The organism is Synechococcus sp. PROS-7-1, assembly GCF_014279795.1.
Lineage (GTDB): Bacteria > Cyanobacteriota > Cyanobacteriia > PCC-6307 > Cyanobiaceae > Synechococcus_C.
In genome coordinates this window covers 255,006-276,924 of the sequence record NZ_CP047945.1, presented here as the reverse complement: position 1 = coordinate 276,924, position 21,919 = coordinate 255,006, and the positions used below count along the sequence as shown (strand labels likewise).

Genomic DNA, 21,919 nt, shown 5'->3' with positions numbered 1-21,919 from the left:
GTTATCGCTCTTGTGGTTCTAAGCCTGCCAGAGATGAACCACAGCATTCCTGTCGTGGCCGAGAATGCCGACCAACTTGATCCTTCGATCGTGTCCGCACTCACCCGCTGCCTGCAGGAAGAAGCTGCCGCGATCGCAGCCGCAGCGGCACGGTTGCGTGCAGACCAGGTGGAAGGGGCATTGACCCTGCTGGAGCGTTGTGCAGACCGCAAGGCCAAATTGGTGATCACAGGCGTGGGCAAAAGCGGCATCGTGGCCCGCAAGATCGCCGCCACCTTCTCCTCCATCGGCCTGATGGCCCTCTACCTCAACCCCCTCGATGCCCTGCACGGCGATCTCGGGGTGGTGGCGGCCGACGATGTCTGCCTGCTGCTGTCCAACAGTGGCGAAACCGCCGAGCTGCTCGATCTCCTGCCCCACCTCAAACGGCGCGGCACAGCCCGGATCGCTCTGGTGGGGCGCGCCGATTCCTCCCTCGCCCGCGGCAGTGATGTGGCGCTCGATGCCTCGGTCGACAGGGAGGTCTGCCCTCTCAACCTCGCCCCCACGGCCAGCACCGCCGTGGCCATGGCCATCGGCGATGCCCTGGCCGCCGTTTGGATGGAACGACGGGGCATCTCGCAGGCGGACTTTGCCCTGAATCACCCAGCTGGTGCCCTCGGCAAGCAGCTCACGATGACCGTGGCTGACCTGATGGTTCCTGTTGCCCAACTGCCGTCGATCACCCCCGCCACTCCGCTTCCTGAAGTGATCAGCGGCCTCACCCAAGGGGCGATCGGCAGTGGCTGGGTGGAGGACTCCGGCCAACCGGGTCGTCTGCTGGGACTGATCACCGACGGCGATCTGCGCCGGGCCCTGCGTGATCACGGTCCGGAACGCTGGCCGACGCTCACCGCTGGCGAACTGATGACAGCAGACCCGATCACCGTGTCGGCCGACCTCCTAGCCGTGGAAGCGATTCAGCGCATGGAGCACAACCGACGCAAGCCGATCTCCGTACTGCCTGTGGTGGAGGGGAAGGATGTGTTGCTCGGTCTGCTGCGTCTGCACGATCTCGTTCAGGCCGGATTGGCCTGATGCGACACCTCCTGCGCGAATGGCGGTGGCGCAAACGGCGCCAACAACTGGCCGACATCCAGCTGTTGGTGCTGGATGTGGATGGTGTGCTCACCGACGGCGGCCTCTGGTTCAGTGCCGACGGACAGCTGCAAAAACGCTTCGACGTGCGCGATGGCCTTGGCCTGCGGCTGCTGCAAAAAACAAGCCTGCACCTGGCCTTTCTCAGCGGCGGCCAGGGTGGTGCCACGGAAGTGCGCGCCCGCCAACTGGGCATCAGACACTGCCTGGTGGGGATCAAGGACAAGCCACCAGCCCTGGCCGCACTCCAGCAGGAGCTGAGCGTCGCGCCCCGGCAAACGGCCTTCCTGGGCGATGACCTCAACGATCTGGCTGTTAGGGGGCACGTGGGGCTGCTGCTAGCCCCAAGCGACGCCTGCCGCCCCTTGCGGCATCAGGCCGATGCCGTGCTGCAGAACCGCGGCGGGCACGGCGCGGTGAGGGAACTGGCTGAACGCATCCTGCAGGCGCGGGGTGACTGGGACACCCTGCGCCGCCATGGCTGGCGAGACCGCAATGACTGAATCACCCCAACCATCCCTCGGCAACTTCCTGCTGGGCGTCGGAGCCCAGAAAGCCGGCACGACCTGGCTACATCAGCAGCTGCAGGCCAGAGCTGATACCGACTTTGGCGTGTTGAAGGAGTACCACGTGCACGATGCCCGCACCGTGCCGGCTCTGGCGCGGTTCCGGCGCATTGAAATGTCACTGAGCCGGCCCCGCAGCTGGATTCAGCCGCGCAGCTGGATGCGTCAGCTGTTCATCCGCCAACCAGGCCTCTACTACGACTATTTCGCCTGGTTGCTGCGCCGGCCACGCCGCAACGGCGTCAACGTCAACCTCACAGGCGACATCACCCCCTCTTACGCCGCACTCTCGGCGAACACCTTCCAGTGCATTCAGGCCAGCTTCCAACAACGCGGCATTGCGGTGAAACCCGTGTTCCTGATGCGGGATCCGATCGAACGGCTGATCTCCAGCCAACGCATGAAGCAGCGCAAACTCGGCCAGAGGGATGCCGCAAGCGAAATCGCCGCCCTGCGCCGGCGGGTGCACAAAGCTCCTGGATTGCGCAGTGGATACGGCCGCACACTGAACAATCTCAAAGTGAGTTTCGGGCTCGAGCACTGCTATCTCGGCCTCTATGAAACCCTCTTCCAGCGTGAGTCCTACGGGGCACTCTGTCGCTTCCTAAACCTTCCCTACGCCGAACCCGCCTGGCACCAGCGGGTGAATGTGAGTGCCACCAGCAACGTGATTCCCAACGACCTTCTGGCCGCCATGGGGACCCTTCTGGCTGATGACGTCAGGGCCGTGGAGCAGCTGCTTCCAGGCGTGGATCTTGAGCAGCACTGGCCGACGGCCAGCCGCTGGTGCCGCTGACCCCAACCGGCGCACAGCGCAGAAGGTGGGCATAGGGCGCTTCCAAATCCACGGCTTCACAGCGGTAACCGGCAGCTTCTGCCCGCTGTTGCAGGCGGTTGAGACGGGGACGAGAAGCTCGGGCACTGCCGCTGTCGGCCAGCCAGAGCTGGGCTGGGGCTGGACGGCTGATCAAAGCCCGTTGCAGCGCATCGCCATCGCCCCAGGGAACGGACGGCTGGGCCATCCGTCCAGCAGCCGTCTCCATGCGATCACTGAGATTGAACAATCGGGCCCGTCGCGAGTAGCGATGCGGTTCAGCCTGCAAATGGCGGCTGAGCAACTGGAATTGGTTGGATTCCCGTGCCACCTGCCCACTCAGAGCAGGATCCAGATCAGCAAAGCTGTGCCACCACCAGCTCAGCAACAGCAGGACCAGGGCCGAGCCACCAAGCCACTGGCCGAGCCGATGGAGAGGAAGGGCCGCGGCCCGCAGCGCCAACCAGGGAATCAGCGCCGGCAGCAGCACCACGAAATAACGGCTGAAGGCCAGGGGCTTGAAGAACGACACCGCCACCACGGCCAGCACCATCAACAGCGAGGGAATCAAGCCACTGCGATCGGCCGCAGACCACTCGCCCGCTGCGGCTCGACTGGTGGGCAGACATCCCCAACGCTGAATCGCCGCCAGCACCAGCAGCAGCACGCCCAGCTTGGGCAGCGGCCAGAGTCCCAACGCCCTCGCCAGGGTGTCTTCCAGCAAGGCGAAATCCGGGGTGCCGATCCAAGCCCCCGTGCCACTGCGCAACAGGTAGGCCGAAGCCACCACGATCCAGAGCAACGAGGGCACAAGCGCGACAGCCCCAACCCCGGCCAGCGGCCAGCGCCGCCTGCTGGCATCCCAGAGGCTCGTCACCGCGAACAAGAACAGTCCATAGAAATGGGTGCAGGCCGCCAGGGCCACGGCAAGGCCATAGAAAAGCGGCCGCTGACGCTGGCGCCACCACCAGGCCAACGCCACCAGCAGCACCAACAGGGCATAGCCTTTGCCCTCGATTGCAAAGCGCACGGGGTAAGGCGAGCAGAAAGCGAACAAGGCCGCCAGCACTATCGCCAGGCGCGGGCGGACCGAAGCCAGACGTCCGGCCTGGGCCGTGATCACCACACCGCCGGTGAGATACATCACCCAGGAGAACAGGCGCAGCGTGACCGCTGAAGGGGTCAGCAGCTGCCCCCAGATCCAGAGCAACGAGTAATAAAAAGGCGGGTGGGTGTCCCGACTCAACATCTGAAGCAGGTCAGGGTAGCTGGGCTGAAAGCTTTTGCCTGTGGTGTACAGCTCATCGGTCCAGAGGCCCGTGGCGTCGATGAGCCCCAGCGCTCTGAACGCAAAAGCAGCACACACCAGCAGCACCAGAAGCGGCAGCCAGCGCTTCATCGCAGTCCCTCCAGCACCTGATCCCTGGAACGGCGCAGGGCCTCCCCCAACAGCGGTCCGGGTTGGAGGCCCTGGGCGATCAAGTCTTTGGCGCTGACCGCGGCGGTGGCATGCCGCCAGCGCCCCCACCAACGCAGCAACGGACGCCAGCAGGGTGGGGCTTCCACAGCGGCTAGAGCCACCACCGGCGCCGGCCAGTTGGCCCGTTCCAGGCGCGCCGTCCACTCCCGCGCACCCCACTGCGGCCATGGCTGGGGCAACACCTCCTGCTCCAACCACTGCCGCAGCTCTTGCAGCTGCTCCAGCCAGCGCAGCTGCTGAATCGGAATCTGCAGCCTCTGGGCCAGAGCGACGGGTTCCCCAGCCGCGGCGATCAAGGCGCTCAGCAACGGCAGTTGCAGGCGGGCCGCCCGCCGCAGTCTGCGGCTGAGCTTGACCTCGTGCTGCAACAGCGGATCCAACAAAGGCAGCGCCGACCATTTCTGCAGCAGGGTCAGAGCCCGGGGCCAGGGTTCCCGCTCCAGGAGCAGATCCAGCTCCATGCGCAGGCGCGTGCCCAAGGCCGGGGGCACTCCATCCCCAGCATCGCCGTGCCGCCAGGCCCAGGGCCAGCGCTCCAGCGTGGTCTTCAGCTGCTGCAAGGATCCCGAATCCAGATCGAATCCAAGCCGGGCGCCATAACGGGCAGCCCGGATCACACGGGTCGGGTCATCAGCAACGCTGGCTTCATGCAGAAACACCAACTGCCGTGACGCCAGGTGGTCGAGTCCGCCATGGGGATCGAGCAGCTGCTGACTGCCATCAGCCCGGATCACCAACGCCATGGCATTCACCGTGAAATCCCGGCGCGAAAGATCGTCTTCGAGAGGTCCTGGCTGCACCACGGGGTTCTCACCAGGAGCGGGGTAGCGCTCCTGGCGGGCACCAGCCAGATCGATCAGCACCCCATCCAGCCTTAGTTCCGCCGTGCCGAAGCGCTCATGCAGCTGCAACCACGACACCCGTTCAGTGCCGAGCCGTTGCTGCAAACCAAGGGCCACAGCGGAACAGGATCCCTCCAGCACCAGGTCGAGGTCCGGCAGCCCCTGCCAGGACGCACCGTGGAGTTGATGCCGGAGGGCATCACGAACGGCACCTCCCACCAACGCCAAGCGACCGTGGCCCTGAAGCCGCACCTGCTCGGCAAGGGCAGGCGTCAGTTCCGGGGGAATGCCTGGAAGCGCGAGGCGAGGGATCGCGCCCATCGCTAGGTCCGAGCCATGCGGCGCGCCTCCTCCAGCTGCTCCGGTGTATCCACCGACAACGACGTTCCCTCCACGCTGAAGGTGGCGATCGTGTGACCGGCTTCGATCAGGCGCAGCTGCTCCAGGCGCTCCAGATCCTCAAGGGGAGAAGCCGGCAGCTGACCCCATTGGGCCAGCACATCGGCGCGGAAGCCGTACATGCCCACATGGCCCCAGTACGGCGCATGGCGATGCCAGTCGGCGGGATCGACATCGCGAACGTGGGGGATCGCGGAACGGGAGAAATACAGCGCCCGGCCGTCGTGGGCCACCAGAGTCTTCACCACAGCCGGATTGTGGATGGTGTTCGCAGTTAAGCGGTAGATCGGTGTCACCACAGCAGGCACCGGCTCACGCCGCCCGAATTCCTCAACCATCGCCGTGACCACGGCGGGATCGAGAAAAGGCTGGTCTCCCTGCACATTGATCACCGCCGTGCTCAACAGCCTGTGCGCCCTCTGAGCCGAGTCCCATGCATCGGCCTGTTCGTCCCAGGCCAGCGCCACCAGCTGGTCAGCCACAGAGGCGATGCGCTCGCTGCCGGAGCTGCAGGACTCCGCCGTCATCAGCACCGGAAAGCCCCACCCCTGCGCCAGCTGCTGCAGCCGGGAACTGTCCGTGCAGAGCACCACGGCTGCAGGCCCAGCGGCCTGGGCACAGCGTTCCAGCACCCGCTGGATCATCGGCTTACCGCCGATGTCAGCCAACACCTTCTCGGGCAAGCGGGAGGAGGCCAGGCGGGCCGGCACCGCCACCACAGAACGCTGAATCGCCATCAGTCCCAGAGCTTCATGGCGTCATCACGGGCCGCGAACCATTCAGCCGCAAGCGGACCACCCATCGTGCGCTGCTCCCGGAACCAGGGGCCGCCCAGGGTCCAGTGAAGCAGGCGCGGACCACCCTCCTGGGCTGCCGCCTTTGGTGGCGCCTGCACATCCACCAGATGATTCCACCCCCCATCCAGAGCGCCAATCTCATGATCGCCCTCCAGCCAGTGGAAGCGGTGCAGCTCCAAGCCGCTGGCCGTGTTCACGTAGTCCAAGCTGAGCTTGGTGCAACGGCTGCAGTTGAGCAGCATCAACGAACTCCAGTTTTTCTTGGGGTAAGCGCTTTGCACTTCACCCAGAAATTTCACCGTTTCACCGGGCACGTGCTCGTGCTGCACACACATCGCCACATAGCGGTCATCCCGCTGATCCCAGAGCTGCTTGATATCCCCACGGCAGAGCATGTCGCAGTCCATGAACAGCGCCCAGCCCTCGTATCCCATCAAATGGGGCACCAAAAAGCGGGAGAAGGAAAAGGCTGTGCTCTGTTTGGGGTCCCGCTGGCGCCGGTACAACCCCTGAGCCTCCAGCTGGGGGGTCACCAGGGGCGTGATCGCCAGTGTTGAGGAGCTGTGCTGGTACAGGCTGTCGATCAGCACATTGGTGGCAGCCCGCTCACGCGGGTCGTAACCGATGAAGATCGGAATCGGAGCGAGGGTTGTCACCGGCTGGCCAGATCTGGGCGCAGATTACGGCCCGCTCCAGCACGAGGCCTAGGCTTTCAGCCCTGGAAGCTCAACCATGGCAGCGCGGCAGGTCAGTCTTGGATCGATCACCTTCGCCAACGACGCGCCCTTCGTGCTGATTGGCGGCGTGAACGTGCTGGAGTCGCAGCAGTTTGCTCTCGATGCAGCGGCGCAGTACGCCGATATCTGCCGCCGGCTCTCCATCCCCCTTGTCTTCAAGGCATCCTTTGACAAGGCCAACCGGTCCTCGATTCATTCCTTCCGTGGCCCCGGGCTGACCGATGGGCTGGCGATGCTGCAGGCCGTCAAGGACGCGCACGGCATCCCCGTGATCACCGACGTGCACACCCCGGAGCAGGCCGCCCCGGCGGCAGAGGTGTGCGACATCATCCAACTGCCCGCCTTTCTGGCCCGCCAGACGGATCTGGTGGAGGCAATGGCACGCACCGGCGCCGTGATCAACATCAAGAAACCGCAGTTTCTGAGCCCCTCTCAGATGGCGAATGTGGTGGAGAAGTTCCGCGAATGCGGCAATGAGCGGCTGCTGATCTGCGAGCGCGGCAGCAATTTCGGTTACGACAACCTGGTGGTGGACATGCTCGGTTTCGGCGTGATGAAGCGCTGCTGCGATGACCTCCCCTTGATCTTTGATGTCACCCACGCGTTGCAGTGCCGTGATCCCGGTGGCGCTGCCTCGGGGGGTCGCCGCAGTCAGGTGCTGGATCTCGCCCGCGCAGGGATGGCCGTGGGACTGGCCGGCCTGTTCCTGGAGGCCCATCCAAATCCAAGCCAGGCCCGCTGCGATGGACCGAGCGCCCTTCCGCTCCATCAACTGGAGCCATTCCTCACCCAGCTCAAAGCCGTGGATGCCCTGGTGAAGTCGATGCCAGCTCTCACCATCCAATGATGCCGGCCGCCGGCAAGCCATGGCTGCTGGCTTACAACCAGATCAGCCACGGGGTCGTGCTGTCGCTGGCAGGCATCAGCGTGCTGGGCCTGCTTGTGATCGCTTATCGCGATACGCCCTCCCGGACGTGCGCCTCGCACCCTCTCCACCGGCAGATCCTGCATTGGATGCGCCAGCACCCGCTGGTGAGTGTGTTGTTTGCGGCTTACACCGCAGCGATGGTGCATGGCACCAACTGGTTTTATCCAGAACTGCCCGATCTGGTGCAAGGGATCGTCCAGAGCCCCCTCATCGACAACTTTCAACTCCAAGAGCGTTTCATCGCCGAAACGATGCAGCGCAACAGCTTCCGGTTTTTCCCACTCGCCCATCAGGATCTGCACGCCCTCAGCTGGTTCACGCCCTACGTGACGGTGTGGATGCTGGCGAGTGCCGCCGAGCTGATCTCCATCGTGGTGCTGAGCGCAAGGATCGTGCAGGACCTGGCGGGTCCACCACGCCGGCAGGAGCTGCTGCTCGTGATGGCCCTGCTGTTTCTGTTCGCCCCTGCAACGGGATGGGGGTTTTTCCAGCTGATCTACTGCGAACGCCTGCTTACGTGCCTACTGGCCTGGTTCGCGTTTTTTTATCTGCGATTTCAACGACACGGCCAGCGGCGTGATGGGGCTCTCACCCTGGCCTTGGCCCTGGTGGCCGTGTTCGTGAAAGACATCGCCGTGCTGTTGATCGTGACGCCAGCCCTGGTGCGATGGATCACCACACCCCAGGCCCGCCAGTGGCGCTCGCTGGAGGTGGGGTTGATTGCCTTGCTGCCCGTCGTCGCGGTGTCCTACGGCGTTTTAAGCCTGTTGCCCAGTCTGATGGCGCAGGCCAGTGCGTTCAGCAGCGACGGGCGCTGGCGCCTTGACGCGGACTGGCGTCTGCTCACGCTCGCGGGCTTCAGTGCACTGAGGCTGCAGGCCATGGTGCGGCGGCGCCTGCAAGCCAATCTTCTCGACGGACTCAATCTCGCAGCCCTCGTTTACGCCACGGCGCTCTGGGCGAGTGTGGGCTACCCCTACGCCAGCTTCTGGACCCTGCCCGTGCAGCTGATCACGGTGATGGATCTGGGCATGATCTGGTGCTGGGTCTCCGCGCGCCTCAGCCAGCGCCTGGGTGTCATCGCGGTCAGCGCCGTGGCTCTGAGCGCAAGCCTGCTGATCCTGGGACTTGAGCACCGTGCCTCCGACACCTTCATCAAGCGCGTCTCGCGAATCAAGACCACCCAGTCGATCTGGCACGAGACCTACAACGCCATGGAGGAGCTCAGCCGTGCCACCCGGGAGCAGGGGGCTGCGGTGAACGTGATCTTTATGCGCTCCTATTTCAACCAGCACACCTTGCAAGGCATCAAGGCAGACCGCCTAATCGAATACGACCGCACGCGCAAGACTTACACCGTGGTGGACGGCCGCAACCAGGGGCAGACCTACCAACCCCGCCGCGGGGACTACCTGCTGATCATCGACAAACGCCAACGCAGCGACCTCGGGCAGGATGGTGAGGCTTTCGAAGAAATCGCCCGCCATGGCGAGAGCAGGCGCGGCGGACGGATCTTTCGCCATCGCTGAAGAGCGCAAATCATGTTTCAGAGCCTCGTTCAACGGCGTCGTCAGCGGTGGGCCTGGATGTTCGGCCTCTGCAGTGCCCTGGGCGCCGCAGCCCTGGTGGCCTGGCTATGGCTGCTGCGGTCGTTGAACTCCCTGCCTTCCCCGCGCAGCAGCGAAGGCCGAGACCTCCTCTATCACTACAACCGCACCTCCCACGATCTGGGACTGGCCCTGCTGGGATTGGTGGTTGTGGGGTTGCTCTGGTTCAGCCGCCGTGACCCCCAACGGCCACCCACAGGCAGACCATGGCATCGGCAATTGCTCAGCTTCGGTCGTGAGCACCCCGTCGTACTGCTGCTGTTCATCGCCTACACCGTGGCGATGGTCAACGGCACCCACTGGTTGTTTCCAGAGCTGGTGGGCTGGTACGACGGCATCATCGACCACAAACTTCTCGACAACTTCAGCGTCCGCTACGAGTTCATCTCGGAAACGATGCTGCGCAACGACTACCGCTTCTTCCCCCTGGCCCACCAGGATCTGCATGTTCTGAGCTGGTTCACGGCCTACGTGAAGGTCTGGATGCTGGTGAGCGCCGCTGAACTGCTCGCCATCGTCGTCTTGGCCCATCGCCTGATCCAGCGCCTGAGCCCGGGGCCTCCAGCCAAGGCTCTGCTGCTGATGATCAGCCTCCTGATGCTGTCGGCACCATCCACTGGCTTTGCCTTCTTTCAGCTGATCTACGCCGAGCGCATGCTCACGCTGTGCCTGATGGCGTTCAGCGTTTGTTACTTCGATGCGCTGCAAAGCGGCGATCGGCGCAGCCAGGCACTCACCTTGATCTGGGCCCTGATCGGGCTCTTTTTCAAGGAGATCGCCGTGCTGCTGTTTGTCACACCAGCGCTGGTCACGCTGATCGCTGGAGCAGCTGGACGGATTGAGGGACGACCAGCCCTAACGCTGGCCGCGCTGCAGCGCCCGACCCGGATGGCCTGGATCGGTCGCTGGTTGCGGTCTTACCAGCTGGAGCTCTGGATCAGCAGCTTGCTGGTCGTGGTCGTTCTGGCGTACGTCTACCTCAGTTATCTGCCAAGCCTGTACCACGGCAAAACGGCTTACAGCTCCAACGACATCTACCAGCTCTCCGCGGATCCTCGTCTGTGGATTCCGCTCACCTATCTGGTGGTCCGCATCAGCACCCTGCTACGGCATGGAGGATCCATCCAGCTGCTGGATGGACTCACCAGCGGCGCTGTGCTGTACGCAGGCGCGCTTTACGTTCTGGTGGGATACGAGGGCAACAGTTACATGGCGCTTCCGGTGCAGCTGGTCGCCGTGCTGGACCTGGCCTTTGCCTGGACCGCCTGGATCGCACCCAGGCTCTCTCGCCGCCTAGGAAGCGCTGGCGCCACAGCCTTGGCAGGGGTCGTCGGTTGCGCAGGATTCATTGCCGTAGAACACCAGGTTGACGACAACTTTCTCGAGCGCGTCGTCAACCTGAAAACCAAACAGGCGTCCTGGCTGCAAACGGTGAAGCGCATTGAAACCATCACCCGAGACACCAGACGCAGCGGTCGCGATGTGAATGTGATCTACACAAAATCGTGGTTTCGTCGCAATCGCCATCTCGATCGCTTTCATTACGACCGCCTGGTGTACTTGGATCCCGACACCCGCCGCTACAGCGTTGTGGATGGGATCAACAAAGGCTCCGACTACCAGCCCAAAGCCGGCGATCTGTTGATCAACATCGACAAGGGCGGGCTGGGATTCCTCGGCGACACCCTCAACGACTACGAGGAGGTGTATCGCTACAGCGACCGCGTCCGCAATGGACGGATTTATCGCTTTCGGGCGCTGCCCACTGCGGAATAAACAAGCCGGCGATTGAGCTCAGCCACCCAGGGAACACCGAGCGCCAGCTCCGCAACCCCAGAGGGCCTCGCCATCCAGGCATTGTCGTAGCGAATGGCAGCACTGCGCTCAGGGTCAAAGCGCATGCGATTGCCTGACAGCACATGGCTTTGGCTGAAAGAGCCTGGCTGCAGCATCTGCTCCGAGAAGTCGAGATCCAGCCAACGGCACAAACGCTTGAGGGTGGCCTCAGGCTCAAGGGCTAGTTCTTCGTATCCCACCCGCAGCACCGAATGGGGACCGCGCTGCAACAGGCGATCGTGGCGGGCATTCGTGCGGCACCAGCGCAGTGCCGGGCGCAGACCCGGCAGCCAACGGCCCTGCTCTCGCCCGCGGCGCGCCCGGGAATGCACCCAGGAGCGCACGTCGCGGGTGAGATGCACGATGCGGATTTCAAGCTTGGGATCCTGCACGAACGGGAGGATGAAATCGTCCTGGTAGGAATCCACCACCCAGGCCGGAGGCGCCTGCTGCGGGTCCCGCACCCGCTCAAGCCCCTCAAAAAGACGATGCATCTTGGCCGCCAAAGACCAGTGGTCATGGGCAGGAAGCCACTCCAGGAGCGGCCCCCAGACAGGACACTCGGCGGCCACCGCCCCACAGGTACAGCGACGTTCGAAACGCAGCTCCCCGCGCAAGCGAGCCGGACCGCGATCACCATCAGCCGCGGCAGGCCGCTCCAGGATGCGCGCCGCTTCGCCCAGTCCAACCATCTGCGGGTGGGCACCAAGGGCCAGATCGAGGATGGTGGTGCCGCTGTGGCCAAGGCCACGGATCAACAGAAGCTTTGTCATCGCCGGGACGCCTCGATCACCTTTTTCAACAGCTCCGACACCTGGCGGAGGTGATGGTCAACGGTGAAACCCGCAAGCACCCGCCGTCGCCCGCAGTCTCCCAGACGGGCCGCCAGCTCCGGATCGTTCACAACCCGGGCCATGGCAGCGGCCATCGCCTTTTCATCACCTTCATCAACAAGAAAACCGCTCTCACCATCGAGCACCACATCGGGGATTCCGGCATGGCGAGTGGCCACCACGGGCAGACCACTGAGCTGGGCTTCCATCACGGCCACGGGGCTTCCCTCGCTGTCGCCATCCGAGGCCACGAGGGAATGCTGAACAAACGCTCGCACCTCACGCATCAGCGCGGCAACCTCAACCTGCGATCGCACGCCCAGCAACCGCACCTGCTGGGTGAGCGCCAGGGAACGCACCAGCGTTTGGGCTTCGGCCAGCAAGGGCCCGTCGCCCACCATCCACAACTGCAGCCTCGGCGTTGAAGTCATCGGCTGATGGCACAGCTGCGCGAAAGAACGGATCGTGTGCAGCGGTCCTTTCTTCTCCACGAACCGCCCCACAGCCAGCAACACCGGATCAGCAGCCGCTGGTCGGCTCCCCTGAAACAGCGCACTGTTCGCGCCTGACGGACTGATCAGCAACCAATCGGGCGAAGCACCCAGGTCCAGCAACGTGTCAGCCATGGGCCTGGACTTCACGATCACAGCCGATGCAATGCGCATCAGCCGTCGGTAACGCTCCTCCAACATCCCCAGCCGATCCCTCGCGGATGCATCGGAACCACGGAAGTGCACCACCAGGGGCACCCCGGTCCAGGCACAGGCCTCCATTACCCGCACCGCTTCAAACCCAAACTCCACCAGCACGACATCGGGCCGATAGCGGTGAATGAGGGCCCAGGTGACCCAGGAGGCTGGCCAGGTCGCCAGCCACGGACAGCGCAGGCGGGTGAGAACCTTACTGAACAGGATGGCGATGCCATACACCAGCCGCCAGGGGCTACGCAGAGGGCGCTCATCACCGAAGAACGCCGTGATGGCAAAGGGAAGTCCTTCCAGATTGGCGCGAATGAAGGTTTCACTGGCAGCCCGGCACGTCGGGGCCAGCACCAACAGTCGATCAGGCCTGGATGGCGCCGTCATGGGCCCTGATCTGGCAAGGCCAGCACTGAGCGCCAGTGGGGCTCCACGACAGCCCAATCGAGGGAGCACAAGGTCTCCCGAGCGGCTGCTCCCAGGCGGTCCCGCAGCGCCGCGTCGGACATCAGACGCTCCAACGCCTCGGCAAAGGCGCGCCAATCCTCATTGGGCACGACGCATCCGTGCACCCCATCTCGCACCATTTCCAGTGGGCCGGGTGAGGCATCACTCACCACGGAGGGCAGCCCCGCTGCCATGGCCTCGAGCAACGCGTTGGGCATCCCCTCAAAGCGGGAGGGCAGGGCAAAGATCGCAGCACGTTGCATGAAGCTCACCGGGTCGGGCCGGAAGCCCGCAAAGGTGACCGCGTCGGCGATTCCCAGCTGCCGCGCCTGTTCTGTGAGCGCTTGCCGCTCCGGGCCATCCCCCACCAACACCACACACCAGCCCGAACGGCAGGCCTCAGGCAGGGCTGCGAAAGCTTGCAACAGCAGATCCAGTCCCTTCTGAGGGACCAAACGGGCCACAGCCAGCACCATGGGCTCGCGCACCTGAGAGCGATCCACATCCCGCCTGGCCAGCCCAGCGGGCAGGGGGTTCGGCAGCAACTCGAGCCGTCGCCAGGCCCCCATCTCCTGCAACGCATCAATCACCCCTTGGGTGTTGGCCGTCACCACGTCGGCCCGGCGGTAGAACACCGAGCGCAGCCGACTCCAAAGCGGCTCCAGCTGTTGACGGCGCGGGTCATTGCGTTCTGACACCACCAAATGCAGAGGAAGATCCCAGGCAGCCGCGCAGCAGAGAACGTTGGTTTTGGTAAGCAACGACAGGATGCGCTTGGGCTGACGTTGCTGAACCAGCTGGCGCAGGCGGGCATAGCGATACCCGGCCAGGCGGGGCATCCCCCGCATCAGCAGACGCGTCGCCCAGGTGCTGCGCTGGGGATGCATCTGGCGTTCGATCAGCGGCCAGCACAGCATGATCGCCAGGCGCAAAGCGACACGCTGCACTTTGAGCACCTGCGCCAGGCTGAAGCGCCGCATCCGAGCCGATAGGGAGCGATCGGCGACATCGCGCAACCAGGGATGCAGGATCGCTTCATCCGGCCCGAGATCGAACACCTCGACGCCCGCAGGCAGGGCGTGCTTGATCGGATGACCATGACGCAGGGACAACACCCGCACCCGCAGGCCCTGGGAGGCGAAGTGTTCGGCAGCGAGAAGACCAACCTTCTGGGCCCCGCCGGCCCCGAGATGGGGCAATACGACCCAGAGATCATCCATCGCTCAGTGGCCGCAGAGCCTCCAGAAAATCATGGCGGAGGCGATCGGGCGCGAATCGCTCACGCACGACCATCGCGGCAGCAGCCAGGCGCCTGCGACGCGCGGCGTCAACGAGAAGCTGATCGATCGCTGCTACCCAGTCAGCTGTAGAGGCCTCATGGGGCATCAGCAGGCCATTCACGCCGTGCTCGATCAACTCTGAAGGGCCGGTGAGACAGTCGCTGGCCACGCAGGCGCATCCCGCCGCCATCGCTTCCAACAACACATTCGGGAATCCCTCGAAGCGCGAAGGAAGCACGAACACCGTGGCCCGCGCATACCAGGAGGCCATCGACCCCACCATCCCCGGCAGAAGCAGTCGCTGCTGCAAGGTTGGATCAGGCCCGAGGATGGTGCGCAGCCAGCTCTGCTGATCGAGCCCCTGGTAGGGCGCTTCGGGCACACCCGGCAGGGCGAGATGCAGCTGGGGATGGGTGACGGACAGGGCTGCGAACACCGGCATCAAGCGATCAAAACCCTTCTGGTGCGCCTTCGTGCCAGCTCCGAGCACCAACGGCGCATCGGGCGGCAGCCAAGACTCCGGCAGCACATGGGGCGCACGATCAGGGAGAGGCCACTGCACAGGATTGGGCATCAGCAGTTGGCGACGCACCCCGCAGTGACGCTGCAGCCAAGCGCCGGTGCGCTGGGTTTGCACCAGATGCAGATCGGCCCATGGATAGGTGAGACGACGCAGACAGCGCCAAGGCAGAAGGGGGGGTTTGGCCGGGGGATAGTTGCGTTCCGACACCACGCAGCGAACCGGCAAACCGATGCAGGCCAGCAAGAGCTTCACCGCCGGCAGCGTTGTGATCCCAACAGCCAAGCGGCACTGCTGCTGCAGCAGAAGCCCCCGCAAGCGCAGCACCCGCCAAGGGAAGGCCAGCCAGCCCAACCGGTCCAGAGGGCGTGGCAAGGGAGGTTCTTGAAGGCGTTGCACCCCAGCAGGCACGGGGTACACATCCCGCTGGGGTGGCTGTCGGGTGATCACCAGCACAGACCAACCCGCTTGTTGACACCAACCAGCCCAACGCAGCAACACCCGCTCGGCACCACCCAGCTTGAGGGAATCAATGCAAAACGCGATCCTCGGGGCTGCCATCACCCCATCACCCGAGGGCCGAGCGACTGCAGGAACTGACGCGCCTTCTCGGCCCGTTGACGGCGGAGATCAGGGAAATACACCAGCAGCACAGGGTCCACCAACTGTTCAAGATCCGGGCGCTGGTCAGGACACTCCCCAGACCAGCGCGCATCACTCAGCATCCTCAACAGAGCATCCGCAACCGCACGGTGATCTTCCTGCGTGCTGTGAATGATCGGCTCAAAGCGTTCATGGAAGCAGGCATCCCGCAGGCGGGACACCTCAGTCACAACCTGGTCGTAGCGATCGGCATCCCCTGCATGCCAAGCCATCACCGCCGCCACCGTGAGGCTGCGAAGGATATTTCGGGTCATCCGCACCGCCGTTTTGCGATCAATCGCAAACGGGTCGTAGCGACGCACACTCTCCATCAGCTCCAGAGAGGCACGCTCCAGACCAAGGGTGTCCTTCAGAGCCATCAAGGCCCGCAACCGGGTGAGCTGAGCGGAAATCAACAGCTTGGCCCTGTTCTCGCGGTTGGGTTTCAAGCAGCAATAGGTATTGGGATCCTGCTCAAGCCAAGCCACGATCTCCGAGAGGCCATCAACCCCATGGCGGAGAGCAACCCCATCTTTGGCATCGATCGCCCGGTAGGTGCGCACCACCCTGCAGTACCCGGAATAGTGAAGCGGCAGGCGCGTGCTGGAGGCCAGCGCCTCAAACAGAGCCAGCTGGTCCAACCGACTGCCGGGCCGCGAACCCCGACGAAACAGGAGATGCCGAAGGAGCTCAGCTTCCCCGTCCTCGTCCCAGATCCGTTCGATCAGGCGACAGGCTTCGTCGTAGTTGCCGGACTGAAGGCAGCGTTCCGTCAAACCGGCGAGCAGCACGGTGTTGTTCGGCCTTCGCTGGAGCGAGCCGCGCAACCAGGAATCAGCCCAGCGTCGCCCGCCTAACCGCTCGAGGGCATCCACACCGAGCAGATTGAGCTGGGCTCCAAGCCAAGACCAACGCCATTGCGATCGCACGTGGTGATAAGGCGGGGCCTGGGGTGGCAACGGCTGCATAGGCAGCAGACCATGACGATCCAGCACTGCGAGCATCGCCTGGGTACGCGTGCGGTAGGTGTTGCTTTGGGCCCGCTCCAGACGTAGCGCCTTCGCGGGACCATGCCCTGCCAGAGCCGATTCGATCGCCACGGCGAACGCCTGCGGCTCTGGGGGACACAACAGCGCCACATCACCCTGATCCAGCAGCGAAGGTATTGCCGTGGCCACCACCGGGCACCCAGCCGCCAGGTACTCGAAGAACTTCATCGGATACATGTGGCGGGTGTACGTGTTGAGCTGAAGGGGCAACAACGCCACATCAGCTTGCGCGAGATAAGCGGGCAGGGTGGCGTAAGGCCTCGGCCCCAGCAGATGCACATTGGGAAGTCGCTTCAAACCACGCACATCCGTGCTGGGATCGGTTTCTCCGACAGGCCCGATGAACACAAAAGACCAATGGGGATGCCCCGAGGCCAAGGTTTCCAGCAGGGGCAGATCGAGTTTGTAGGCATCAATGGCCCCAACGAACATCAGAACGGGACCGTCGCTGAAGCCGTCCTGCCAGTCCAGTGGCGGAGCCAGAGAGGGATCAAGAGCACGTCCGAAATGGTCGGCATCGGCCACATTGCCGAAGTAATGCGTGCCGGCGTTGCGCGGGGCGATGGAGGCCTGAAGCTCCGGCGAGGTGGTGAAGACCGCATTGGCGGCACCACTGAGATCCACTTCAGCTGCATCCAGTGCAGCCACCGGCATTCCCGGCTGGGCCTGGATGCGATCAACACAGTGATAGATGGTGGCGTGAAATTTGCGCAGACGCAGATAGCGGCGCGTCTGGGGGTTGAAGGTCCAGAGCAGGGGGCTACGAAAATCGAGAGCCCAGTCGGCCACAAACAGGGAGAAGGCCAAACTCCAACGGTTCAACGCGCCCCAGACGCCAGCACTGCGTCCAGGCAGAACCAACGGCGAAATCACCCAGAGATTGGGCCTGACCTGCCTCGGGCCTCGCAGTCCCCGGCGTAGACGACGCCAAATCCGTCGGGAATCCGAGCGATCAACCCGGGGCGACCGCACCCCAAGTGAATCGACGTAGAGCACGCGATGACCTAGTGCAGCAAGCGACAGCGCCTGATGCTGCTTATTGGTCCAGAGCGGATGATCCCAGTCCGCAGTGGACAACAGCACCACATCAGTCATGCGCAATGTCGAGCATGGTCATATCCCGAAAACTGGGCGACACCTGCTTGAGGGTTTCAAAGTCACCAGACGCCAGAATTCGCCCCTGGTCAATTTCATAAATCCGATCGCATTTTCGCACCGTCGATAAGCGATGGGCAATCACCACGATCGTGCAGCGACGCCCAATCAGATCCAATGCTTGCATCACATCGTGTTCTGTTTTGTTGTCGAGTGCACTGGTGGCCTCATCGAGAACAAGGAACTGCGCCTGTCGGTAAAACGCACGAGCAAGAGCCAGACGCTGACGCTGACCACCCGACAACTTGACGCCATCTTCACCACAAAGGGTGTAAAGCCCGTAGGGCATCTGAGCAACGAAATCGGAGAACTGCGCGGCCTCAAGTGCCGCCCAAACTTGATTGTCGTCGACCTCATCTGGATATTCGCAGAAGGCAACGTTCTCGCGGATGCTGGCATCAAGAAGCTTGATGTTCTGTGGAACAAAAGCGCAGCTTGCCTGCCAGGCGGGAATTTCCTCCTGAGACAACGGAAGTCCATCCAGAAGAAGATCTCCGGCGGTCGGTGAATACAAGCCCAGCAGGAGATGGGCGAGAGTGGTCTTTCCACTACCTGTGCGCCCCACCAGAGCAATTCTCGCCCCTACAGGAATGGATAGATTGATGTTGTCAAGCACAGCCGATTTGGCATCGGTGTAGGCGAACGACACATCACACAGATCAATTGAGCGACGCGGCAGAATCCCATCCGGCGAAGGCACACCGGGGTCCCCCAAGACAAAGCGATCCGGCCGCATTTTGAGAAGCTGAATGGCGTCGGTGACCTCGGGTAAGCCGCCGCGGAGCTTGTTGATGGACTTAAAGACGGATTGCATTGGGCCTGAAATCCTCAGCAACGCCACGAGAACCGTGGCGATTTCTGGCAATGATTCACGCAACCCTTCACTGGAACCAGAGAACAGCGCAGGAGCTAGACCCACAGCAAAAAGAATGGTGATACCCGCAGGTTCAATCACAAACCGAGGGACATTAGGAAGCAAACTGGCCAAACGATCATTGCGCTTCGCAATAGCACCTTCCTTCGAAAATCTCTCAACGAAATAAGAATGAGACGAATACAATTGGATGTCGCGCATGGAGCGCAATGACTCGGAAAAAATCACATGCAAGCGACGCGAATAGCGCGTTTTCTGCCTGAGAGCCAGACGCAGGTATGGAGTGATCAGCTTTGAAGACAGGGCATAAGCCACCACAAGCAACGAGAAGATCAAGAGCGCCTTTGCACCCAGCACGAAAGCAACTCCAAGGAGCAACGCCATCACGGAGATAAGACTGCTAGCAATGGCGATTAACGGCGTAATCACTGCTCCGGTGACACGACTGAGAATGCGGTTGAACTTCTCTGAAAGCACTGATGTGCGTTTGCGCATGAAAAACTCATAACGCTGAAGCATCAGATTGCGATAGACCTTATTAACAAGGTCAGCCCAGATATCAGCCGTCAACAACGATTCCAACAACGCCACCCCAAAGCGGATGCCCGACGCCAACCAGTACGCCGCGATTAGCAGCAAAACGATCCAACCGGCCTGATCAAACAGACCTCCACCGAAAAAACGAATCCCTGGAATCTGATCGCCGAGCCTGGCCCCTGCCAACAAGCCGACGAGTCGGGCAAGAAGACCGATCAGCAGAATGTCGACGATTCCCTGGAACAGGGACGCTGCCAGCACAAAACAGAGAAAGCGGAGGCGCTGCGGGGACAGCTCCTCAAGCAGAAGTTTGAGTTCTTTCCAGGTCTTGCTCTTCAGGGGCATCGACAAATGGCTGATGTCCACGGTCTGTGGAGTGACTTGGCCCTGAACATCCATTTATTAAAGGGTGTAGGCGAAGCCCTTCATCACCCTGGCAGCCAGCCAGGCAACCGATTGACCACCCTCCTGGCCGCACGCAGCCAGCGACGGCGACGCAGGGCAGCCAGGGAAACCGATCGGAGCGCAGGCTCAGCCTGAAGGCGAGGCATCAGTTCATCCAGTTCATTCAGCACCCGCTGCCAGCCATGCAACAAGGCACCCTCGCTGTAGGGAGTCAGCAATCGCTCGAGATCCGAAGCCGCGGGACGCCAGTCCGCGGGTCGGGCGACAGCTGCCGTGATGCGAGCAACATCATGCTGAAGGGAACCACAGCCCAGCTGATGTCCCAGTTCCCCAGGCGTGAGGATATCGGCGAGGGCGTGGTTCAAACTGCTGAAGACCACACATCCGCAGGCACTGGCCTCAAGCGGCGGCAGGCCGAACCCCTCACTGACGCCCGCACAACGCCAATGGTCAGCGGAATCGTAGAGATACACGCTGGCGTGATTGAACAGTTCCACAAGGTCATCGACCCAACCGTCCTGCACCTCAACGTTCAAGCCCTTGGCCCGCAGAGCAGGCACGAGCTGGTTCAAAACGTAGGCACTGCTTTTGCGCCGCTGCACCAACACATCAATGGGCCTCGCGGATTGCTGTGACGACGCTCGCGCACCGCGTTCAAACCACTGCGGCTCCAGGGCATTGGGAAGCAGAAAGAGAGGATTGCGAGGAGCACGATCTCCCCAGTACCCAAGGGTGTTCCTGCTGACGGCAACCACGGGAACCCCAGGGGGAAGATCAAAGCCATAACCACTGCTGTGGGCTTGATACAGCACGGAACGCCCTCGCAGACGCCGCAGTAGAGCCGGAACATCAAAGCCCCAGCTCACAATCCAAAGACCCTGACCTGGAGCCGGCTCCTGACGGAGCAGATCCGCGAGAAACGGCTGGGCGCCATTGCGCTCTCGATAGGTCACCACCTCCGTCGGCCTGAGATCCGACAACAAACGAGCGGTCTGCAGGGCAACGCTCAATCCGCCACAACGAAAACGGGTCCCAGTGCCTGGCACCAGAACCCGGATGCGTTGAGCGTCGGCTCCAGATGGGATCAAGCAGCCACAGCCTCGGTGCTGCCAGCGCGCTGACGGCGGGTGAGAAAGCCGAAGAGCACCTTGCCGATCGCTGCCACGAGGTTGCCCTCCAGTTCCTGGAACATCTTCATGTTGAGGTGGAAGGCATGGTTGGCCTCCTCCACCATGCGATCGGCCATTGCCTGATCAATCGGCAACTGGTCCATTGCAGCGCGATACGTGGTCTTGAAGGCTTTCTCGTCAGCGATTTCAGGGAAGGAATAGAAGTGCAGCCCGTCGTTCTCGCCAAGATTCATCGCTTTCTGCGCGATGTTCTTGAGGATTTGCCCACCGGAGAGGTCACCCAGGTAGCGGGTGTAGTGATGGCCCACCAGCAATTCGGGAGACTCTTGGGCGACCTGGCGGATGCGATCCACATAAACCTGAGCCGCAGGCGTTGCCTTGATCTGCTGAAGCCAGTCAGCTCCGTAGTAGAAGGCCAGATCCTGCTCAAGTGCCTCACGGCGGTTCAGTTCGCTGAAGGCGATAGGTGCGATCACCGGATGATCGGCGAGACGCGCCATCTCCTCTTCCATCGCGGTGTACACGAAGTAAAGATCAGCCACCAGGGTGCGATAGCTGCCCTTGTCCACCACACCTTTCAGGAAGCAACTGACAAACCCTGTGTTTTCAGCCATGGTGTGCGACTTCTTCGTTCCTTCACGGAGCTGGGAAGCGAGAGCGACGGGCATGGGAGAAGCGCGTGTTCAGTGCTTGCAACCATAAAAGCGATCTCCTTCAAGACGGTCCGGAGGGTTGCGAAGGGTTACGCAGCCGTATCCGACGCTGCCGAATCCTCAAAAAGGGCGAAGAGATCGCGACAGATCTCCTGCAACTGGTGAACCTGCTCCCGCTGAGGCAGGTGGGAGCCTTCCGGCTGCCAATCACCCATGGTCGCCAGACGCCAGCGTTCGCCATCAAAGGTCATGCCACGCATCAGCACGCCGAGAAGCTCGGGAGGTGCCTGGGGGTTCCTTGTGGCGGCACGCTTCAACCGCAACTGCAGGAGCAGACTGCGGCACTCCAGGCGTGGACTCCAGCCAGGGAAATGAAAGGAGAGATCAAGGGTTTCCTCCTCCAGCCAGTGGCGGGTCTGGGGATCATCTCTCCAGGGGCTGAGATTGGCGCGGGCGGCAGGGAAACGCTGCTTGACAAGGGTCACCGCCGAGGCAAGAGCCTGGACCAATCCCACGCTGTTCACGGCATCGGCTGCGTTCACCCGCCTTACAT

Annotated in this window: 19 protein-coding genes; 6 read left to right on the top strand and 13 right to left on the bottom strand. The window is 62.7% G+C overall.

The window, feature by feature from the left end; genetic code table 11:
* The first annotated feature begins 33 nt into the window (after positions 1-33).
* The 3 genes from SynPROS71_RS01290 to SynPROS71_RS01280 are packed head-to-tail and all read left to right on the top strand — an operon-like array spanning position 34 to position 2,499.
* On the top strand, positions 34-1,077 hold the full coding sequence (locus SynPROS71_RS01290) for an SIS domain-containing protein (protein ID WP_186596140.1): 1,044 nt from the start codon (positions 34-36) through the stop codon (positions 1,075-1,077).
* A complete protein-coding gene (locus SynPROS71_RS01285; protein ID WP_186596139.1) occupies positions 1,077-1,640 on the top strand; it encodes an HAD family hydrolase in 564 nt (187 codons plus the stop codon). The genes SynPROS71_RS01290 and SynPROS71_RS01285 overlap by 1 nt, the downstream gene beginning before the upstream one ends.
* Positions 1,633-2,499, top strand: a complete 867-nt coding sequence (locus SynPROS71_RS01280; protein WP_186596138.1) for a sulfotransferase family protein — start codon at positions 1,633-1,635, stop codon at positions 2,497-2,499. The genes SynPROS71_RS01285 and SynPROS71_RS01280 overlap by 8 nt, the downstream gene beginning before the upstream one ends.
* On the opposite strand, the gene SynPROS71_RS01275 is transcribed toward SynPROS71_RS01280, so the two are convergent.
* Genes SynPROS71_RS01275 through SynPROS71_RS01260 form a run of 4 tightly spaced genes read right to left on the bottom strand, consistent with a single transcriptional unit; the run spans position 2,423 to position 6,691 of the window.
* On the bottom strand, positions 2,423-3,916 hold the full coding sequence (locus SynPROS71_RS01275; RefSeq protein WP_186596137.1) for a hypothetical protein: 1,494 nt from the start codon (positions 3,914-3,916) through the stop codon (positions 2,423-2,425). The two genes, SynPROS71_RS01280 and SynPROS71_RS01275, sit on opposite strands and share 77 nt — an antisense overlap.
* Positions 3,913-5,160: a CCA tRNA nucleotidyltransferase gene (locus SynPROS71_RS01270; protein WP_186596136.1), complete on the bottom strand. Its 1,248-nt coding sequence runs from the start codon at positions 5,158-5,160 to the stop codon at positions 3,913-3,915. Before SynPROS71_RS01270 ends, SynPROS71_RS01275 begins: the two co-directional genes overlap by 4 nt.
* Positions 5,161-5,162: 2 nt before the next feature.
* Positions 5,163-5,975, bottom strand: a complete 813-nt coding sequence (kdsB, locus tag SynPROS71_RS01265) for a 3-deoxy-manno-octulosonate cytidylyltransferase (RefSeq protein WP_186596135.1) — start codon at positions 5,973-5,975, stop codon at positions 5,163-5,165.
* Positions 5,975-6,691 carry a glycosyltransferase gene (locus SynPROS71_RS01260; protein ID WP_186596134.1) on the bottom strand — a complete coding sequence of 239 codons (717 nt, stop codon included), beginning with the start codon at positions 6,689-6,691 and terminating at the stop codon, positions 5,975-5,977. Before SynPROS71_RS01260 ends, kdsB begins: the two co-directional genes overlap by 1 nt.
* A gap of 76 nt (positions 6,692-6,767) precedes the next feature.
* Between SynPROS71_RS01260 and kdsA the strand changes: the two genes are divergently transcribed.
* Genes kdsA through SynPROS71_RS01245 form a run of 3 tightly spaced genes read left to right on the top strand, consistent with a single transcriptional unit; the run spans position 6,768 to position 11,083 of the window.
* Positions 6,768-7,619 carry a 3-deoxy-8-phosphooctulonate synthase gene (gene kdsA / locus SynPROS71_RS01255; RefSeq protein ID WP_186596132.1) on the top strand — a complete coding sequence of 284 codons (852 nt, stop codon included), beginning with the start codon at positions 6,768-6,770 and terminating at the stop codon, positions 7,617-7,619.
* Positions 7,619-9,229: a hypothetical protein gene (locus SynPROS71_RS01250; protein ID WP_186596130.1), complete on the top strand. Its 1,611-nt coding sequence runs from the start codon at positions 7,619-7,621 to the stop codon at positions 9,227-9,229. The genes kdsA and SynPROS71_RS01250 overlap by 1 nt, the downstream gene beginning before the upstream one ends.
* Positions 9,230-9,241: 12 nt before the next feature.
* Positions 9,242-11,083 carry a hypothetical protein gene (locus tag SynPROS71_RS01245; RefSeq protein ID WP_186596129.1) on the top strand — a complete coding sequence of 614 codons (1,842 nt, stop codon included), beginning with the start codon at positions 9,242-9,244 and terminating at the stop codon, positions 11,081-11,083.
* Here the strand turns inward: SynPROS71_RS01245 and SynPROS71_RS01240 are convergent.
* From SynPROS71_RS01240 to SynPROS71_RS01200, 9 genes are all read right to left on the bottom strand, one after another.
* On the bottom strand, positions 11,050-11,916 hold the full coding sequence (locus SynPROS71_RS01240) for a sulfotransferase (protein WP_186596128.1): 867 nt from the start codon (positions 11,914-11,916) through the stop codon (positions 11,050-11,052). The genes SynPROS71_RS01245 and SynPROS71_RS01240 overlap by 34 nt on opposite strands.
* Entirely contained in the window at positions 11,913-13,061 is a 1,149-nt protein-coding gene (locus SynPROS71_RS01235; protein WP_186596127.1) for a glycosyltransferase, read from the bottom strand. The genes SynPROS71_RS01240 and SynPROS71_RS01235 overlap by 4 nt, the downstream gene beginning before the upstream one ends.
* Complete coding sequence (locus SynPROS71_RS01230) at positions 13,058-14,341, bottom strand: glycosyltransferase (RefSeq protein WP_186596126.1); 1,284 nt, start codon at positions 14,339-14,341, stop codon at positions 13,058-13,060. The genes SynPROS71_RS01235 and SynPROS71_RS01230 overlap by 4 nt, the downstream gene beginning before the upstream one ends.
* A complete protein-coding gene (locus SynPROS71_RS01225) occupies positions 14,334-15,482 on the bottom strand; it encodes a glycosyltransferase (RefSeq protein ID WP_186596125.1) in 1,149 nt (382 codons plus the stop codon). The genes SynPROS71_RS01230 and SynPROS71_RS01225 overlap by 8 nt, the downstream gene beginning before the upstream one ends.
* Positions 15,482-17,707, bottom strand: a complete 2,226-nt coding sequence (locus tag SynPROS71_RS01220) for a glycosyltransferase (protein WP_186596124.1) — start codon at positions 17,705-17,707, stop codon at positions 15,482-15,484. Before SynPROS71_RS01220 ends, SynPROS71_RS01225 begins: the two co-directional genes overlap by 1 nt.
* Positions 17,700-19,523 carry an ABC transporter ATP-binding protein gene (locus tag SynPROS71_RS01215; RefSeq protein WP_186596123.1) on the bottom strand — a complete coding sequence of 608 codons (1,824 nt, stop codon included), beginning with the start codon at positions 19,521-19,523 and terminating at the stop codon, positions 17,700-17,702. Before SynPROS71_RS01215 ends, SynPROS71_RS01220 begins: the two co-directional genes overlap by 8 nt.
* Positions 19,524-19,606: 83 nt before the next feature.
* Positions 19,607-20,671: a glycosyltransferase gene (locus tag SynPROS71_RS01210; protein WP_186596122.1), complete on the bottom strand. Its 1,065-nt coding sequence runs from the start codon at positions 20,669-20,671 to the stop codon at positions 19,607-19,609.
* Entirely contained in the window at positions 20,668-21,381 is a 714-nt protein-coding gene (locus SynPROS71_RS01205) for a heme oxygenase (biliverdin-producing) (protein WP_186596121.1), read from the bottom strand. Before SynPROS71_RS01205 ends, SynPROS71_RS01210 begins: the two co-directional genes overlap by 4 nt.
* Positions 21,382-21,455: 74 nt before the next feature.
* Positions 21,456-21,908 carry a hypothetical protein gene (locus tag SynPROS71_RS01200; RefSeq protein ID WP_186596119.1) on the bottom strand — a complete coding sequence of 151 codons (453 nt, stop codon included), beginning with the start codon at positions 21,906-21,908 and terminating at the stop codon, positions 21,456-21,458.
* Positions 21,909-21,919 lie beyond the last annotated feature (11 nt).